This window comes from Nitrincola tibetensis (genome assembly GCF_003284585.1).
GTDB classification, from domain to species: domain Bacteria; phylum Pseudomonadota; class Gammaproteobacteria; order Pseudomonadales; family Balneatricaceae; genus Nitrincola; species Nitrincola tibetensis.
This window is the reverse complement of the sequence record NZ_QKRX01000001.1, coordinates 80190-97046: the sequence shown is the minus strand read 5'-3', so window position 1 is coordinate 97046 and position 16857 is coordinate 80190. Positions and strand designations below refer to the sequence as shown.

Sequence of the window (16857 nt, the reverse complement as noted above, 5' to 3'; positions counted from 1 at the left end):
TTAAAAACCGTTGGTAGAAAGTATTTAGCTACCCTGAATTGATGTTATTAACCCGGCGGCAATTCCTGTTGATTAGCGGCTAGCCACCATGCGGCTTTCAGATGACATGGTCAGATCTGAATTGCCACCGGTTTAATACTGCATGCGACCTGGCTCATCATGATCCTCTCTGAGTCTCCACATTTTCTCGCTTCTAGACCATACGACTGAATCATCTGTCAACTTCCTGAATACATTAAGAACATTTTTTTCAATAGCCAAGTTACCGTTATCATTGTAGTAAACGAAGTCATCTCCGAACATTTCTGAAATGCTATAAGCAGCTTGTTCTTGATAGAGATAGTTCCCATTGTTGATCTCATCAAGCATCCATTGAGCGACATTCTTAGCAGTTGCTGGCATGTTCTTACTTCCCTTTCTCTTCAAAAATTACAATTGCTTCCATTGGAAATATGCCATCTTCTTTTTTGCTACCAGCAAACCATGCAGTTGACACATATTTATCCCGAACCTGGGTTACAGTCATCTTCGGTCCACCAGACTTAAGTTGGACGATATCACCTATATTAAATTGATTAGCCATCTATTTCTCCTTGTATAAATTTGTGAGCCTAACGAGCCTGTGGATTAGACATTTTGAAATCAAAATTCCCAGCATCGACGGCCCGTCCTTCTTTCTGGTAACTATTCCCCGCTCGAACCGATGATCTCAGTCATCCATTCAAACAGCCTGTATTAAGTACTTAATGCGCTCAACACACCTTATATCAGCAACAGTTGCCACTCTGTGACACTGCTGAGCTGCCCCTGTGTCGCGATCATCTCAATGTTATTCAGCAGACAATAGATCAACCACTATGCGTTGACTTTCGTTCTGCCGCTTAAGAAAAACCGATTCAGTCCCTTATTGCTCTCCAGATTACCAAACACAGGTTCCACGGTACTCAATCGTTGGCAGTAGATATGGCGTTCCATCGGGCTATCGGTCTTCTATATCCCACGCCGTTGTCTGACCCCGTGTGCGCTAACACCTATGGTCACCCTTATTGTGCAAGCAAAAAAATCGAGAAAATTACAGCATGCTACAGCCCCATCAGGGCTCATCTGCCTTTTTTATTTCAAATACCCCAGCGTGATTCGCTGCCTAAGGTCTAATCATTTGGACGTTCTCTGCAGGTACGGGTCTCCATCAGACACGCTACCGCCCGGCCGGTGCTCCATCACAGCAAGTCGGTACCTCTCAGTTGTCTGACTGTCTGAACGAAATTACCCTATCTTTCTTGTGGGTGCAATGCGCGAATAGGCTTGGAATAAGTGAATTCATGCCTGCTCTCATCTGACAGCACGATCCACCTCCAACACCTCCCTCAATACCCGACAGTCAGCTTCCGACAACTCTGCCTGCTCGGCATAGTCTCGCCACTGGCGTGTCACTTTGGCGATATCTTTGATAATGCTTTCTGCCTGGGTTGTCGAAAGCCCAAAGTGCTGGGAGGCAGACAGCGCATTTTCAAGTGAGCTTTCGCGCCCCTTCTGCCCCACCCCTATCGCTTGAAGCTGAAACTGGCCAGGCTGAGGAACAACATCGTAGGCCGGTGTCAGGCGGTAATGGTGATCTGATATGTTTTTCAGCAGCCCATGATTGCGCAGATGATCATCCGAGTTGCCCACCAGGATATTAAAAACCATTCTGCGGAACAGTTCGGTTTTATCCTGTTCTGCCCTATCTCCAATCTGATCAATCAGGCTGGCCAGGCGCGGGTATGCGTACTGAACAGGTACTTCATCCACCCGCACTCGAGGCTGGTACATCAGCGCATGTGCACTGATAAAGTGTATACGTCGTCCTGCCGCGGTTTGATCAAATCGCCGGACCAGCAGCACATGCCTTCCACCCGCTCTGATCAGTCGTGTTTGGCAGGCATAGATACCGCAGTCTCTCATCATCAGATAACACATCTGCTCGGCGGCTGCCTGATCAAACAGATCTTCTGGTCTGTTGAACTTCGCAATCCATAAAGCTCCCGTCTCATCCTGCACAACAGACTTTGGCCTTGCCCCGCCCATGGATGAGCCCGGTTCAAAAAGCCGGACGACTTCTGGCGTCAGAAGGTTGCTTTCCAACAGATCACTGATGCCTTTATCCAAAGCCAGCAAATGCTTTAAAGACTCGAACTCAGGGGTGGATTTGGGTCGGGTACGAGAGAGCGAAAAACTCAATGCACCCACACCGGCTCCGCGTGTTGCCAGCAGTTCCTCAACGGCGTTGCGCGGCGTGCGCTTGTGCAGCGTATACATCAAACGCTTGCCCCAGTTATCTGGGCCTGCATCTAACAGAACGGCAGGTATATGATTCTGCCCGGCAAATATCTGTGGCGTATTAACCAGCGGCAGGTTGATAGGGTCAAATGCAAACGCATCCGGCCGGTTCAGGTATGACTTACCGTAAAAGAAGACGCTGCGTCGCGACTCAAGTATCAACCGCCCTGCCAGTACTGACTCCTCCTCATCGGGCAGCTCGACGAATACATACGCGCTGAATATTTCGTCATGCTCAGAAGTCATTGTCATACTCTTTTCGGCTCTGCCGGATTCTGCGTGGCAGATCAAAGTTCAATGCGAGCAGGTCCTTTTCCGGCTCGATGATATGAGCAAGCGCTTCCACCCGTCCGTAGAGTGCCAGCAGGGTTGCCAGGTTGCCCATCGTCACGCCAGGATAGCCCTGTTCAATTCTGCGGATGGTGACGCGTGATAATCCTGTACGAGCCTGAACCTCTGCTTGCGTCCAGCGCCGGCTCTTGCGCGCAATCTGAAGATGTTCGCCTAACTGCTGCAATGCAATTTCAGCCGGGGATGACAGATTTTTCATAGAATGAATACCATAGTGTTCCTTATAGCGCTTAAAGGAAACTATAGTATTCATTTGTGCATGATGCAAATGGGCGCTGAAACTTAAGACAGCGCCTCTCTGACTGCCCGGGCCGCATGAATCGCGGTGGTGTCATACAGGGGGGGGTTGTATCCGATGGGCTGACCAGCAATGCAATCTCGGTACAGCCGAGGATGACGGCCTGCGCACCGCGCTGCTCAAGTGAGGCGATAATCTCGAGATAACGTGTGCGTGAGCTGGACTCGATCTTGCCCAGACACAGTTCGGAGTAGATGATGCGATGCACATCATCACGTTCAGACTCATCCGGTACCAGCACCTCGATACCGAAATGATCTTCCAGTCGGGAGCGGTAAAAGGGCTGCTCCATCGTGAAGCGTGTGCCCAATAGCCCAACTCGCTGAATCCCATCCTGCCTGAGCACTTCGGCGGTAGCATCGGCAATATGCAGTATCGGGATATCGATAGCCGCCTGGATCTGATCGGCAACCTTGTGCATCGTGTTGGTACAGATCAGCAGAAAGTCAGCACCACCCGCTTCAACCGAGCGCGCTGCTTCGCTCAGAATTCGTCCGGTTTCATCCCATTCGCCACGATGCTGCAGGGCTTCGATCTCTGCAAAATCGACGCTGTGAAGCACCACCTTGGCTGAGTGCAGGCCACCCAGCGCCTGTTTGACGCCCTGATTGATTGCCTGATAGTAACTAACGGTGGATTCCCAGCTCATGCCGCCCAATAAACCGATCGTTTTCATTGTCTCTCCATGTTTTTTATATAAGCAGAGTCATTCAGATTTGCGCCGGATGCCAATCACCCTGCCCGCGTTGTCTGGGCGTGGCAGATTCTGATGTGCTGCAAACAGCTGATCAATCTGCTCTTGAACCCCTGACGGGAAAGCCGCTGCTCGACGCTCTGCCATGCCGACATGCATCGTGATCACCTCATTCGTGGCGGCCAGCCAGCCTTCAGTGGCGTGGATCATCTGATGGAAAAAGTGCAGGCGCTTGCTGTCAGCATCCAGCAGTTGCGTATAGATCAGATAGGGCTCGTCGCACTGCAACTCACGGTCATAGGTGACATGCATCTCGAGCGCAAAGGATGATCCACCCTCTCGTGCCGGATACTCTGCATCCATCCCCAAATGAGCCAGCAGCGCATCAGTGGCGTGATCAAATGCCAGCACATAATACGCCACATTCATATGCTGGTTATAATCGATCCACTCGGGCAGTACCTTGCCCTCACCCAGTAAGAGAAGCTGCTCAGACATGTTTCGGTATCCTCAAAAAAATCTGTATTCAGAGATCGAATCATAACCCGGGGTGGAATACAATTCGCCACCAGCAGTTATGACTGTCGCCAAACAGACTCCAAATCCCTTCTCGCGCATCGTCAATCTGCAGATTTTTTGCCATGACCTCGCTGGTCAGCACATAGGCCTCAGGTTCACTCATCTCCAGTTGCCTATAGAAGGCCTCTTTTCCGATGCGCAGGGTTTTACCGGATTTAGCTGCTATCTTGCTGGCCAGCGCCCAGGTTTCATTACAGCATTTCAATGATGCCTTGTGGATAAACCGGTGTCTCACGACTCTTGATGTGCTTTAAGTCATACCAGCGAGCTTCAAACCTGTGGCCACTTGTCTCAATCCCGGGCAATACATGTTTTTGATAAATATCGCTGTCCTTAAATCTTGCCTCGTATATAAAAACGATTTCATGACCTTCCTGACCATTAAACATAAAAAGGTTTTCAATAACGCCAAGCAGTTTTAATTGATCGACTTCCTCACCTAGCTCCTCTTTGACTTCTCGGATAGCCGCGTCCCTGGATTTTTCACCAAAATCAATGCCACCCCCGATAGGTGATAGGTATTTCTCGTTCTTGGCAGGGTCAAAGCTTTCGGCAAGTAATACCTTTCCTTGGTTGCGAAATACGCATACAGATTTAGCTCTTATATTTTTCATTTGTTAGGCTACGCACTTTAAGATTTTGATGTTTAAACGCCCATATTTAGGGGGCGAAGCGGCATAGCAGTGGAAGCAGAGGCCTCAGCCCGCTTACAGGGAAGTGAATTTAATTGCTTCGGCAGTTCATTCTCGACGAGCCAGTATAAGTCCAATCCCAGCACTACCAAGCAGTCCGGCACAAACTCTATTGAACAAGCGACGCATAGAGGGGCGAGATAACCAATGACGCAATGCTTTGCCAAAAAATGCATACCCAGCTATTGCTACCCACTCAAGCATCAAAAACAGCACACCTAAAATCAAGAACTGGAATCCAATAGAGCCTGTAGGGTCAACAAACTGAGGCAAGAAGGCAGTGAAAATCAAAATAGCCTTAGGGTTGCCAGCCGCCAGGAGAAACTCTTGCCTCGCCAACTGAAATAGGCTTTTTCCACCCAACGCTTCGTTCCCTGCGTCAGATGGGTCTGCAGTCCATAACTGAAAAGCAAGCCAAAGTAGATAAAGCCCCCCGCCGACTTTTATTCTGAAATCAAAACCCTCAGCATCAACAGCCCGCCCTCTTTTATAATCTTTTAACTGTTTAAATCGATGAACTCAATCACCTATTCAAACAATTTGCATTCGATAACTTATACACTACATCAAATGACTCCCAATGCTATAATCTATTCGTACCGCTAGCGCAGGAGCGCTGTAACTTACTGACAAGCAAGGATGCTATGATGTCAAAATTCTCAAAACTCCCTCTCGTTTATTTTATTGTTCTGTGTGTTGGCGCTTGTGCCCTATTCTCCGTGAAATCCTCAGCACAAGTGCAACTGGCAAAGGTATATAACCAGAAGAGTGCCATCACTATCAGTGACTATTTAGTCAGTGAAAAATATGATGGTGTAAGGGCTATCTGGACAGGTGAACAACTACTGACCCGACAAGGCAACCCAATACCAGCGCCTAATTGGTTCACCGCGCCTTTACCCTCGGTTTGGCTGGATGGTGAGTTATGGACACAACGTCAGGATTTCGAAGCCCTAAGTGGCATCATCCGCACCCAAACAGTAAACGATGGCCGATGGCGCCAAGTTAGTTATATGGTTTTTGACATGCCTGATGCCCAGCTTCCCTTTGAGCAGCGTTACAAAAACTATACTGACTTAATAGAACAGATAAATGCAGAGCATATTAAAGCCGTAAAACAGCTGCGTTTTGATTCCAATCAAGCGTTAAATGAACATCTGCAGATTGTTGTTGAAAACGGCGCGGAAGGCTTGATGCTGCATTTAGCCAGTGCACACCATCGCCCCGGCAGAAACGATGCGTTATTGAAGCTAAAACCGTATTTTGATGCCGAAGCCGAGGTGATTGCGCATTTACCTGGACGAGGCAAATACACTGGCATGCTGGGCGCTCTGCGAGTGCGTAATCAACAAGGCATTGAATTCTCTGTCGGCAGCGGACTCACTGATGCTGAACGCGCTAATCCCCCGCCTATCGGCAGTACAATAACCTATAAATACCACGGCTACACCAATAAGGGTCTACCCCGTTTTACCAGTTTTTTAAGGATTCGGGATGATCACCATCCTGAATAGTGCCCAGAGGGTTGGGAGCCGCACCCGAGACGGAGCCTCCCCTTTCGCACGCGACTGCAAGCGCTCCGGCTGTGGCAATAAATTGTTAAAATTAACACCCTTTAACAACGGTGCGAACGCAGTCTGCGTCCGCTTGCCTAACCTCTTGCATATCGGGATGCATCTTTAAATATGTCTTCCAGGATACATCAATGACCTTCACTTCATCTTCAATCCAGCGTTTGAACGCCATCACCTTTTGATACTTAAAATGAGGGGCAGGTGCGACAAGGTAAAAGTCATACTGGGACTTCATATAAATGGGCAGCGGGCAAATAAGCTGCCCTTTTTCAATCTGTTCATACACCAAACTATAACGCATCATCGCCAACCCTTGGCGGGACAACAACGCCTCCATCAAAGAGGTCGAATCCTCCACATGCAAATGCGACTTCATCGGCATATCGTAAAGGTCTAAAAATCGCTGCAACACAGGCCACACATGTTGAACATCCGGCCCTGTATCGGTAATGATTGGAATATTGAGTAACTGCGCCCTAATTGGCTCGCCCATATGAATCATTGATGGATGACACACCAATACCAAATACTCTCTGAATAACAACTGTGAAGTCAGCCCCGCATACTCGCCTCGGCCTAAGCGAATACATAAGTCCAAATCACTGTCTGCAAAAGTTGATAAATCAATGCTTGGGCTCAACCGAAGATTAATCTCCGGCTCCTGAGCTTGAAAACCACCCAAACGCGACACCAGCCAACGGTTGGAAAACGACGGTACCGTACTGATTACCAAGGTATTGGGATTCGGGTCCTCCATAATCCCTTTGACCCCCTCTTCCAATAAGCCAAACGCCTTCTCAACATACTCAAATAAATACTGCCCTTCTGCCGTCAGTACCACTTGGCGGGTGTGCCGTTCAAACAACGCCACCCCCAACGCCTGCTCTAAGGTTTTAATCTGCTGACTCACCGCCGCCTGCGTGACAAAAAGAGACTCCGCCGCCCTCTTAAAGCTCAACGTTTGGGCCGCATAACGAAATGCTTGTAAGGATTTAAGCGGTGGTAAAGCACGACTAGAAGACATAGACGGCCTCTTTATAAATAAGATTTTCTTAACTATAAACCATTATTTCTCGTTTGTCGCACAGCATTGAATAGCTGATCATGTATCTAAAGAAGACGATCACTAAAGGCGGTCAGGTCTAGATCCCTTAACGATAAAAGCACTGAGTCCTCCAAATACACTATAGCCATTAAAGGATTTTACCCCGTAATCAAGCAGACTAACAAAAGGAGAAACACCATGAAAGCATGCACATCAGACGAAATGAGCATCATCAAAAGCAACCACTTGGATACACACAACAGCTGCAAATCAACATTAGAAAATCTAAACGAAAAACCATGGAAAGCGATCTTCAAAAAAATCATCCGTAACTCACGTACCAGACGTAAACTCAGACAGCTAGATAAAGCGCAACTGGAAGACATAGGACTAACCGCCGCCGACGTAGAGCAGGAAGTCAACAAACCACTATGGAAGTGATTATGAACTGTAAATGAGGGTGCTTCTTGCTGTCCGAGTCTATTTACCTTCTCTATTGCTCCAAGCCCCCCTTAAGGAGCTAATGGTAAAGTCTCAGCAGACGACCGAAGGAAGTGCCCTTGAGCAGTTTGCTGTAAGCCTGTCACGCACAAGACTAACAGATAATGAAAAGTTCATTTCTTAAACTTGCTCCAAACTTTGTTAAATACTTCATTTCCTAGAATTACTGCAACATGACCAGATCTGAGTTCAGAAAGACGCCGTTTCGCTTCCATTGACCATTGTTTGTCTATCTCAGATTCTGGATGATTTAGATTACGCAACAGTGAACCCACAACCAAGGCACTTTCTTCAACCGGAAGTGACACTGCTTCATCTATTAATTGCTTTGTGTTCATGTCTCCACCTCTGCTTGTGGTCAGGTGTATGTAGCTGAACTTTGCCAGCTTCACTAGACAAAAAAAGAGAGGCTACGCCTCTCTCTTTACTTAACCCTATTCAAAACGAATAGTTAAATACGCTCAATGATCGTTGAGATGCCCTGCCCCATGCCGATACACATGGTTGCTAATCCAAACTGACCTTGTTTTGCTTCCAGTACATTCAATAACGTTGTACTGATGCGCGTACCTGAACATCCTAGCGGATGGCCTAAGGCAATCGCACCGCCATTCAGGTTCACTTTATCATCCATCTTATCCAACAGCTTAAGATTTTTGAGTACAGCCAAACCTTGTGCGGCAAATGCCTCGTTCAGCTCGACATAATCAATATCATCAATTGTTAAGCCAGCCGTTTTCAAGGCTTTTTGAGTTGCTGGTACTGGACCAAAGCCCATGATTGAAGGGTCACAGCCAGCAACCGCAAGGCTGACAATCCGCGCTCTTGGGGTCAAACCCAGTGCCTCGGCTTTCGCTGCTGACATCATTAACATAGCAGACGCACCATCTGAGTAAGCAGAAGAGGTACCTGCAGTCACTGTGCCGACCTTGGGTACAAAGACTGGCTTCAGTTGACCCAGTGTTTCGACTGTAGTTTCTGGACGAATAACTTCGTCGTAAGTCAGCAAGGACTTAAAACCTTTTTCGTCGTGCCCTTCAACGGGGATAATTTCTTTATCGAAACGCCCCTGCAAACGTGCTTCATAGGCTAAACGGTGCGAGCGAGCGCCCATCTCGTCTTGCATCTGGCGAGAAATGCCGTTCATTTTACCGAGCATTTCAGCCGTCACGCCCATCAGCATTGCCGCTTTTGCCACATGCTTTGACGCCTCTGGGTTGATATCGACACCGTGGGTCATGTCGACATGCCCCATGTGCTCAACACCACCCACTAAATAGACATCACCGACACCAGCCATGATAGAAGCCGCAGCCGTGTGCATGGCCGCCATGGACGAGCCGCATAGACGGTTAACGGTTTGAGCGGCAACCGTGTGGGGAATACCCGCAATCACCGCCGCATTACGGCCGATGTTAAAACCTTGCTCTAGGGTTTGGTTAACACAACCCCAGATAATGTCATCAATATCCGCAGGGTTCAGACCTGGGTTTCGTGCCAAAATACCCTGCATAACGGCTGCAGATAAAGACTCTGCACGCACATTACGGAAGGAGCCGCCTCTGGAGCGCCCCATTGGCGTACGAACCGCATCCACAATTACTGCATCATTGGGTTTTAAATTCATGATCCTTCCTCCATTACTTGCCAAAATAGGTTTCGCCGTTAGCGGCCATCTGCTTCATTTTCTCGGTCGGTTGATACAACGCGCCAAGATCTGCATAGGGAGCGGCCATGTCTACGAAGGCCTGCAAACCCATTTCATCCAAGTAATGCAAAGCACCACCACGGAATGGAGGGAAACCTATTCCATATATTAAGCCCATATCGGCTTCTGCTGGGGTCGCGACGATCCCATCTTCCAAGCAACGAACCGTCTCGATGCACAAGGGGATCATCATGCGGGCAATGATCTCGTCTTCACTAAATTCGCGTGAGGCTCCAACCACACCCTCCAATAATGCAGGCACTTCATCATCCAGCACTTTCACTTGCTTACCACGACGGTCTAGCTCGTAACGGTAAAAACCTTTGTTGTTCTTTTGACCAAAACGTTGCAGTTGGTACAGGCGATCAATTGCATTCTCACCCTCATGCCCCATACGGTCTGGGAAGCCTTGAGCCATCACACTGTCGGCATGATGCCCTGTGTCGATGCCTACAACATCAAGTAAATAGGCAGGTCCCATTGGCCAGCCGAAACGCTCCATGACCTTATCGACCTGAACAAAATCAGCGCCATCACGAAGCAGCAAGCTAAAGCCTGCAAAATACGGGAACAGGACACGATTCACTAAAAAGCCTGGGCAGTCATTGACGACAATCGGCGTCTTACCCATGGCCTTGGCATAGGCCACTGTCCGCGCAATAGCCACTTCAGACGATTTCTCGCCACGAATGACTTCGACCAACGGCATTCTGTGCACGGGGTTAAAAAAGTGCATACCACAGAAGTTTTCAGGACGCTCTAAGGATTTGGCCAATTCAGTGATTGAGATGGTTGAAGTATTAGACGTCAGAATGGTGTCGGGTGATACTGCTTTTTCAACATCAGCTAAAACACTGGCTTTAACCTTGGCATTTTCGACCACTGCCTCAACAACAAGGTCTACACGGTCAAAGTCACCATAGCTCAGCGTGGGTGTAATTTGAGTCAACACCTTCGCCATTTGCTGGGCATCCATTTTGCCACGCTTAATCTGTCCATTCAGAAGCTTCGTCGCTTCATCCAGTCCAAGCTGCAAGGCCTTGTCATTAATATCCTTCATCAGGATCGGAACACCCTTAGAGGCAGACTGGTAAGCAACGCCCCCGCCCATAATTCCTGCACCCAGCACCGCGGTTTTTGTTACAGGTGCGGCATCTTTTTCGTATTGCTTACTGACCTTTTTGATGTACTGATCTTTTAAGAACAAACCGACCAATGCACGTGTGACACTATTGGTTGCCAGTTTCGCAAAGCCTTTCGCTTCGACTTGAATGGCCTTATCGCGGGTCATATTGGCACTTTTCTGAATCGCGCCTAATGCCGCTAAAGGAGCGGGATAATGCGGACCTGCTTTGCCACCAATAAAGCCCTTAGCAGACTCAAACGCCATCATTTGCTCAATTGCATTGAGCTTGATCGCGGTGGTTTTTTCAGTACGGCGCGCTTGATAATCAAACACACCTTCAGCTGCTTTAGCCAAAAGATCCAATGCTGCCTCACGCACAGCGTCTTGAGCAACGACGGCATCAACGGCACCGTCTTTCAAAGCCGCATCGGCGCGCTTATCAGATCCACCACAAATCCACTCATTGGCGTTATCGACACCAATCAAGCGCGGAAGGCGCACAGTTCCACCCCAACCTGGATAAATACCGAGTTTAACTTCTGGCAGGCCGACTTTCGCAGCCTGACCCATTACACGGAAATCCGTGGACAAACACAGTTCAAAACCGCCACCAAACGCAACGCCATTGATTGCCGTCACTGTTGGAAATGGCAAATCTTCAATGGTGTTGAAGATTTCATGTAGAGACAGTAAATGCTCGACAATGGCCTCTTCACTTTGATCAAACATTTGGCTGAATTCAGTAATATCGGCCCCGACAATAAAGCAGTCTTTTGCACTGCTGAACAACGCCCCTTTCACGTCAGTCATCTGTGATAGCTGGGTGACGACGTCACGTAGCTCAGCTAGGGTCATTTGGTTGAGTTTATTAACACTGTCACCTTGCAAGTCAAATGTGACCTCAACAAAGCCACCTTCAATCTCACTTGCGCGTATTGCTTTACCTTGAAAAATCATTCGCACTCTCCTGTCTTTGAGATCTGTTTAAAGACTTGCTTCTAACTCGGGAACGGCCTCAAACAGATCCGCCACCAGTCCATAATCGGCCACTTGGAATATCGGGGCTTCTTCATCTTTGTTGATCGCTACGATCACTTTTGAATCCTTCATCCCGGCTAAGTGCTGAATCGCACCTGAAATACCCACCGCAATGTACAGCTCCGGCGCGACCAACTTACCCGTCTGCCCCACCTGCATATCGTTGGGAACATAACCCGCATCCACGGCTGCCCGCGAAGCACCCACAGCCGCACCCAATTTATCAGCCACCTTGTACAGCATGTCGAAATTCTCGCCATTGCCCAAGCCACGTCCGCCCGACACAACAATACTGGCCGCCGTCAGTTCGGGGCGATCGGATTTTGCCAAGGCTTCATGACTAAAGCTGACATCTGCGCTTTCAAACACTGAGTCTACGCGCTCAATCGTGGCACTGTTGCCCGTTGCGGCGACCGGATCAAAGGCGGTGCCACGAATGGTCAACACTTGCACAGACTCATCAGACTCAACCTGAGCAATCGCATTACCCGCATAAATCGCACGCTTGAAGCGATTAGGGGCCTCGATTGCCAGTACATCGGACACTTGATTCACGCCGAGCAAGGCGGCAACGCGTGGCAGGACGTTTTTACCCGTAGTGGTTGCCGCTGCCAAGACATGGCTGCAACCTTGTGCCTGCTCCAGGAGTAACTGGCTCACATTTTCCGCCAACTGATGGGCATACGCAGGCGCATCGGCCAGCAGTACTTTTTGCACCCCAACAACCTGAGCAGCTTGCTCAGCAACCTCACCACACTGATGGCCAGCCACCAGCAGCGTTACGTCTGCACCTATGGCCTTTGCGGCGGCAATTACACTCAGAGTGACGGGCTTTAATGACTGATTATCATGCTCTGCAAGGACTAAAATACTCATGCGATCACCTTGGCTTCATTCCGAAGTTTTTCAACTAATTCTGCGACAGACCCGACTTTAATCCCGGCACTGCGTTCCGCCGGTGGCTCAACGCCCAATAAGCGAATCTTGCTGCCGACCGTTACGCCTAAGTCTTCAGCGGTTTTAACCTCTAAAGGCTTTTTCTTGGCTTTCATAATATTCGGCAAGGATGCGTAGCGTGGCTCATTCAAACGCAAGTCAGTGGTTACGACAGCCGGCAGTGTGAGCTTTAGTGTTTGCAAACCACCGTCCACTTCTCGTGTCACCAGCAGATGCTCACCTTCAACCTTAACTTCGGAGGCAAAGGTGGCCTGTGGGCGGTTCAGCAAGGCCGCCAGCATTTGACCGGTTTGGTTGTTGTCAGAATCGATGGCTTGCTTGCCTAGTAGAATCAGACCTGGCTGTTCAGTTTCCGCAATCTTGGCAAGGATACGCGCCACCGATAGCGCATCGGGGCTGTCTGGGGCTTCAACTTGAATGGCACGATCCGCGCCCAGCGCCAAGGCCGTACGCAGCTGTTCCTGACAGGCTTTGCCACCAATAGAGACCACCACCACTTCCGAAGCAACGCCCTGTTCTTTTAAGCGCACGGCTTCTTCCACCGCGATTTCACAGAAGGGGTTGAGGGCCATTTTGACATTGGCCAGATCCACATCTGAGCGATCGGCCTTTACACGGACTTTCACGTTATAGTCGATAACGCGTTTTACGGCGACGAGTAGTTTCATCACAACTCCTATTCTTGTTGTTCTATATGGCTAACAATACTAGTCGAGATACAGATTTCCTCAATAACAAAAATCACCCATATCCATGACAAAATACATCAGCAGCAGGCTACCCGTATAACAATCACCTGTAATCAGGCTCAAAAAATGCGCTTAAAATAGATTAGCAGAAGTATGACGCTTACGCTCAGGCCACCTTACACTGGCCCGAGCTTGCGTCAAAATAGAGATGAAAGAAGAATAGTGTAAAGGTTTGAACAATCAAGCGACGGCTGTTTTCTTTGACATAAACGTCGCAAATGCGGCTTGGGCTTCACTAGACGACAAGCGAGCGGCGAACGCCCTAACTTCAGTTGTCAACACTTGAGCTAACTCAGCTGAGACATATTCCTTCATCATCGCTTTGCTCTGACGAACAGCCTCTGGCCCCATCTCACTCAATGTCTGTGCTTTTTCCAAGGCTAGGCTTAACAAAGAGGTAGAGGGAACCACTTGATTAATTAAACCCACCTGAGCGGCTTTTTCAGCAGAAAAGGCCTCACCCAAGACAAGCAGTTCAAATGCTTGGCGATGCCCTAGATGCATGGGCATCAGCAAGCTTGTTCCGCCTTCAGGTACTAGCCCCATGCGAGTAAAAGGCAACTGAAAACGTGCAGTGTCATCGGCATACACCAAATCACAATGGAGCAGCATTGAGGTGCCAATACCAATGGCAACACCACTAACAGCTGCCACCAAAGGTTTCGGAAAAGCAGATAAAGCTTGTAAAAAATGCAAAGGAATAGAGATTCGCTCAGGGTCTTGTACGGCTGCTACAAATCCCGCAATATCATTGCCCGCACTGAAGTCAGAACCCTGCCCAGTCATCACGACAACATGCACATCTTGCGCGTCAGCAGCATCATTCAGGGCCTGCGTCATTTGTTCGTACATTTCTTGCGTCAGTGCATTTTTCTTTTCAGGTCGGTTAAACGTCAGCAACAACACCTTCCCTTTTTGTTCTTTTAAAATAGGGTTTTGTGACATCATCTGATTATTGATCCTGTGTTTCTGTCAATTGTTGATGGGGGACGAATAAATGGGGTTGATACTTGGCAATCGCCGGGGAAAACTCAGCCCAGGTATGGCAGGTATTGAGCATCCCTTTGGCACCTGTCTTCGCTTGTGACTCAGACGCCTTTGGCCAAAGCGTTTGCACGGCGGTTGTTGTCAAAGGCTTTAACAACTCATTCAGATGAGTACAGCCTTCAACACCACCTGTCAGTGCTTGCACTTGCTTATGCCAACCACGTCCAATCCGAGTCCCTTCTAAACGCTTATAATGGCTGACGATGCCAGGACACATCTGAAAAGGCGTTGCGTCCATACTGGCCTCAACCTGATGAATCAGGAAGCTCTGATCAATGGTCAAGCGCATACGAATGTCATGAAAGGCTTCACCCGCTGCAACGTAGCCACCACGTTCTTGATTCTCGACATTGTCACTTTTTACATCGACCATTCGTCCTTCAATATCCCACAATCCATCGTCCCGTTCGTAGCCTTCACAAACAATCGTGCGACGGTGACTTAAGCGTCTTTTAACGGGCTTGGACAATGGCATTGTTTACTCTCCTGGCATGGCTCTAGGCCGCTTGATCTGATTTAAATTGCTCTTTTAGTTGCCGACGCAACACTTTGCCAACGTTCGTCTTCGGTAGCTCACTGACATACACGATGTCTTTAGGGATTTTATAACGCGTCAATTGATCCTTAGACCATTCTTTTAATTCTTTCACGCTAGGTTTAATCTCGGGATCTTTTGCCACCGCAAAAAGCCTGACAGACTCACCGCTGTGCTCGTCTGGCATGGATACTGCCGCGCACTCTAAAATATCGGGATGCAACGAAAAAACGTCCTCAATTTCATTTGGGTACACGTTAAAACCCGATACAAGAATCATATCTTTGGCACGATCAACAATGCGTAAAAACCCTTCAGAATCACGTACAGCTATGTCTCCTGTCATGAAGTAGCCATCATCAGTAAAGCTGGCTTCCGTTTCACGTTCGCGCTGCCAATAGCCTACCATTACTTGAGGCCCTTTAACACATAGCTCGCCCACCTCGCCATCAGAAAGATGTTCTCCATCCGGATTTACAATTATCACCTCTGTATGTTTTAACGGCTGACCTATCGTGCCTAAACGAATATCACGCGGTGAGTTAATCGACACAGCTGGTGAGGTTTCTGTTAAACCATACCCTTCCATGATTTGACTGCCTGTAATACTTTTCCACATTTCAGCGGCTTTTAAGGTTAATGCACAGCCTCCGGAAATCGTAATTTTAAACTGGCTAAAGTCGACATCTTTAAATTCAGGTTTGTTGCAAAGCCCTATAAACAAAGTGTTTAACCCCATGAAAGCCGAGGTTTTCCACTTTTTCATCTCTTTAATGAACCCATCCAAGTCACGTGGGTTGGCAATGAGCACGCTGTGACCACCGCAGTCCATAATGATCAGAGACAGTGTAAAGGCATAAATGTGGTAGAGAGGCAAAGGTGCAATTGCCGTATCCGCCCAACCCGATGGCGCTTGATTAATAAGATGATGTCCCTGAACCATGTTCGACACTAGGTTTCCATGACTTAACACAGCACCTTTTGACAATCCAGTCGTTCCACCCGTGTATTGCAAAACGGCAATATCAGCTGTTTTCACCTCAACGGATGTGGGCTGTTGACCTGCATAGCGCGACAAGACATCACGTAACTCAAGGGCGTTAGGTATATTGAAAGGAGGCTCGGCTTTTTTGACATACTTAACAACGTTGTTCAATAAATGGCGCTTAAAGAACCCATGCAAATCACCAATCTGAGTAACAAAAACATGTTTTATTTGAGTATTATGCAGAATTTTTTCTGCATTACTGGCCATGTTTTTGAAAATAACTAGGGCTTTAGCGCCCGAGTCGTTGAACTGATGCTCCATTTCACGAGGGGTGTACAGCGGATTCGTGTTAACAATCACCAAACCTGCTTTAATTGCACCAAATAAAACAACTGGGTATTGAATCAAGTTAGGCAACTGTATGGCGATGCGGTCACCGGGTTTTAAGTCTGTTTCTTTTTGGAGATATACGGCAAATGCATCAGCATAATGCTTCAATTCTTGATAAGACAAGGTTTTGCCAAAACTGGTGAAGGCTGGCTTCTGTGCGTATTTTTTACAGGTGTGCTCAAACACTTCGTTAATGTTGGTATAGCCCGAAGGATTTAAATCGCTTGGAATGGTCGTCCCACGCTGTATGTCCATAAGAAGATCCT

20 protein-coding genes and 1 pseudogene are annotated in these 16857 nt (G+C 48.2%); 2 read left to right on the top strand and 19 right to left on the bottom strand.

All coding sequences use genetic code 11. The features are described from left to right. Window positions 1-132 precede the first annotated feature (132 nt). From DN062_RS00515 to DN062_RS00470, 10 genes and pseudogenes are all read right to left on the bottom strand, one after another. Window positions 133-402 carry a DUF6953 family protein gene (locus DN062_RS00515; RefSeq protein ID WP_112156596.1) on the bottom strand — a complete coding sequence of 90 codons (270 nt, stop codon included), beginning with the start codon at window positions 400-402 and terminating at the stop codon, window positions 133-135. Between the two features lie 4 nt (window positions 403-406). Further along, window positions 407-583 (bottom strand): YodC family protein, encoded by a 177-nt coding sequence (locus tag DN062_RS00510; RefSeq protein ID WP_112156595.1) that lies wholly within the window; start codon window positions 581-583, stop codon window positions 407-409. Between the two features lie 272 nt (window positions 584-855). Continuing rightward, complete coding sequence (locus tag DN062_RS19265) at window positions 856-975, bottom strand: transposase (RefSeq protein ID WP_112156594.1); 120 nt, start codon at window positions 973-975, stop codon at window positions 856-858. 357 nt (window positions 976-1332) lie between these two features. Then, a complete protein-coding gene (locus DN062_RS00500; protein WP_112156593.1) occupies window positions 1333-2571 on the bottom strand; it encodes a type II toxin-antitoxin system HipA family toxin in 1239 nt (412 codons plus the stop codon). Next, the gene (locus DN062_RS00495; protein ID WP_162301223.1) at window positions 2555-2869 is read right to left on the bottom strand and encodes a helix-turn-helix domain-containing protein; all 315 of its coding nucleotides are present in this window, start codon (window positions 2867-2869) and stop codon (window positions 2555-2557) included. The genes DN062_RS00500 and DN062_RS00495 overlap by 17 nt, the downstream gene beginning before the upstream one ends. Window positions 2870-2952: 83 nt before the next feature. Further along, window positions 2953-3644: pseudogene (locus DN062_RS00490) on the bottom strand (aspartate/glutamate racemase family protein). 30 nt (window positions 3645-3674) lie between these two features. Beyond that, window positions 3675-4160, bottom strand: coding sequence for a thioesterase family protein (locus tag DN062_RS00485; protein WP_112156591.1), 486 nt, complete (start codon window positions 4158-4160; stop codon window positions 3675-3677). 40 nt (window positions 4161-4200) lie between these two features. Then, window positions 4201-4344 carry a hypothetical protein gene (locus DN062_RS18660; RefSeq protein WP_193483864.1) on the bottom strand — a complete coding sequence of 48 codons (144 nt, stop codon included), beginning with the start codon at window positions 4342-4344 and terminating at the stop codon, window positions 4201-4203. An 88-nt stretch (window positions 4345-4432) separates the two neighbouring features. Beyond that, the gene (locus DN062_RS00475; RefSeq protein ID WP_112156590.1) at window positions 4433-4855 is read right to left on the bottom strand and encodes an NUDIX hydrolase; all 423 of its coding nucleotides are present in this window, start codon (window positions 4853-4855) and stop codon (window positions 4433-4435) included. Between the two features lie 126 nt (window positions 4856-4981). After that, a complete protein-coding gene (locus DN062_RS00470; RefSeq protein ID WP_239995662.1) occupies window positions 4982-5380 on the bottom strand; it encodes a LysE family translocator in 399 nt (132 codons plus the stop codon). 200 nt (window positions 5381-5580) lie between these two features. On the opposite strand from DN062_RS00470, the gene DN062_RS00465 reads away from it, so the two are divergent. Beyond that, complete coding sequence (locus tag DN062_RS00465) at window positions 5581-6447, top strand: DNA ligase (RefSeq protein WP_112156589.1); 867 nt, start codon at window positions 5581-5583, stop codon at window positions 6445-6447. Between the two features lie 91 nt (window positions 6448-6538). On the opposite strand, the gene DN062_RS00460 is transcribed toward DN062_RS00465, so the two are convergent. After that, entirely contained in the window at window positions 6539-7531 is a 993-nt protein-coding gene (locus DN062_RS00460) for a LysR substrate-binding domain-containing protein (RefSeq protein WP_112156588.1), read from the bottom strand. Window positions 7532-7750: 219 nt separating this feature from the next. Here DN062_RS00460 and DN062_RS00455 point away from each other — a divergent pair, with 219 nt between their 5' ends. Then, window positions 7751-7993, top strand: coding sequence for a DUF1127 domain-containing protein (locus DN062_RS00455; protein WP_112156587.1), 243 nt, complete (start codon window positions 7751-7753; stop codon window positions 7991-7993). Window positions 7994-8166: 173 nt separating this feature from the next. Here the strand turns inward: DN062_RS00455 and DN062_RS00450 are convergent, their stop codons facing one another. The 8 genes from DN062_RS00450 to DN062_RS00415 form a co-directional block, all read right to left on the bottom strand. Then, window positions 8167-8391 carry an addiction module protein gene (locus DN062_RS00450; RefSeq protein ID WP_112156586.1) on the bottom strand — a complete coding sequence of 75 codons (225 nt, stop codon included), beginning with the start codon at window positions 8389-8391 and terminating at the stop codon, window positions 8167-8169. 113 nt (window positions 8392-8504) lie between these two features. Further along, complete coding sequence (gene fadA, locus DN062_RS00445) at window positions 8505-9680, bottom strand: acetyl-CoA C-acyltransferase FadA (RefSeq protein WP_112156585.1); 1176 nt, start codon at window positions 9678-9680, stop codon at window positions 8505-8507. A gap of 13 nt (window positions 9681-9693) precedes the next feature. After that, window positions 9694-11844: a fatty acid oxidation complex subunit alpha FadB gene (gene fadB, locus DN062_RS00440; RefSeq protein ID WP_112156584.1), complete on the bottom strand. Its 2151-nt coding sequence runs from the start codon at window positions 11842-11844 to the stop codon at window positions 9694-9696. Between the two features lie 27 nt (window positions 11845-11871). After that, a complete protein-coding gene (locus DN062_RS00435; RefSeq protein WP_112156583.1) occupies window positions 11872-12801 on the bottom strand; it encodes an electron transfer flavoprotein subunit alpha/FixB family protein in 930 nt (309 codons plus the stop codon). Further along, window positions 12798-13550 (bottom strand): electron transfer flavoprotein subunit beta/FixA family protein, encoded by a 753-nt coding sequence (locus DN062_RS00430; protein ID WP_112156582.1) that lies wholly within the window; start codon window positions 13548-13550, stop codon window positions 12798-12800. The genes DN062_RS00435 and DN062_RS00430 overlap by 4 nt, the downstream gene beginning before the upstream one ends. Before the next feature lie 261 nt (window positions 13551-13811). After that, window positions 13812-14579: an enoyl-CoA hydratase/isomerase family protein gene (locus tag DN062_RS00425; protein ID WP_239995640.1), complete on the bottom strand. Its 768-nt coding sequence runs from the start codon at window positions 14577-14579 to the stop codon at window positions 13812-13814. 4 nt (window positions 14580-14583) lie between these two features. Beyond that, entirely contained in the window at window positions 14584-15153 is a 570-nt protein-coding gene (locus DN062_RS00420; protein WP_112156581.1) for a DUF2889 domain-containing protein, read from the bottom strand. A 22-nt stretch (window positions 15154-15175) separates the two neighbouring features. Then, window positions 15176-16846 (bottom strand): AMP-binding protein, encoded by a 1671-nt coding sequence (locus DN062_RS00415; protein WP_112156580.1) that lies wholly within the window; start codon window positions 16844-16846, stop codon window positions 15176-15178. Between the last annotated feature and the right edge of the window lie 11 nt (window positions 16847-16857).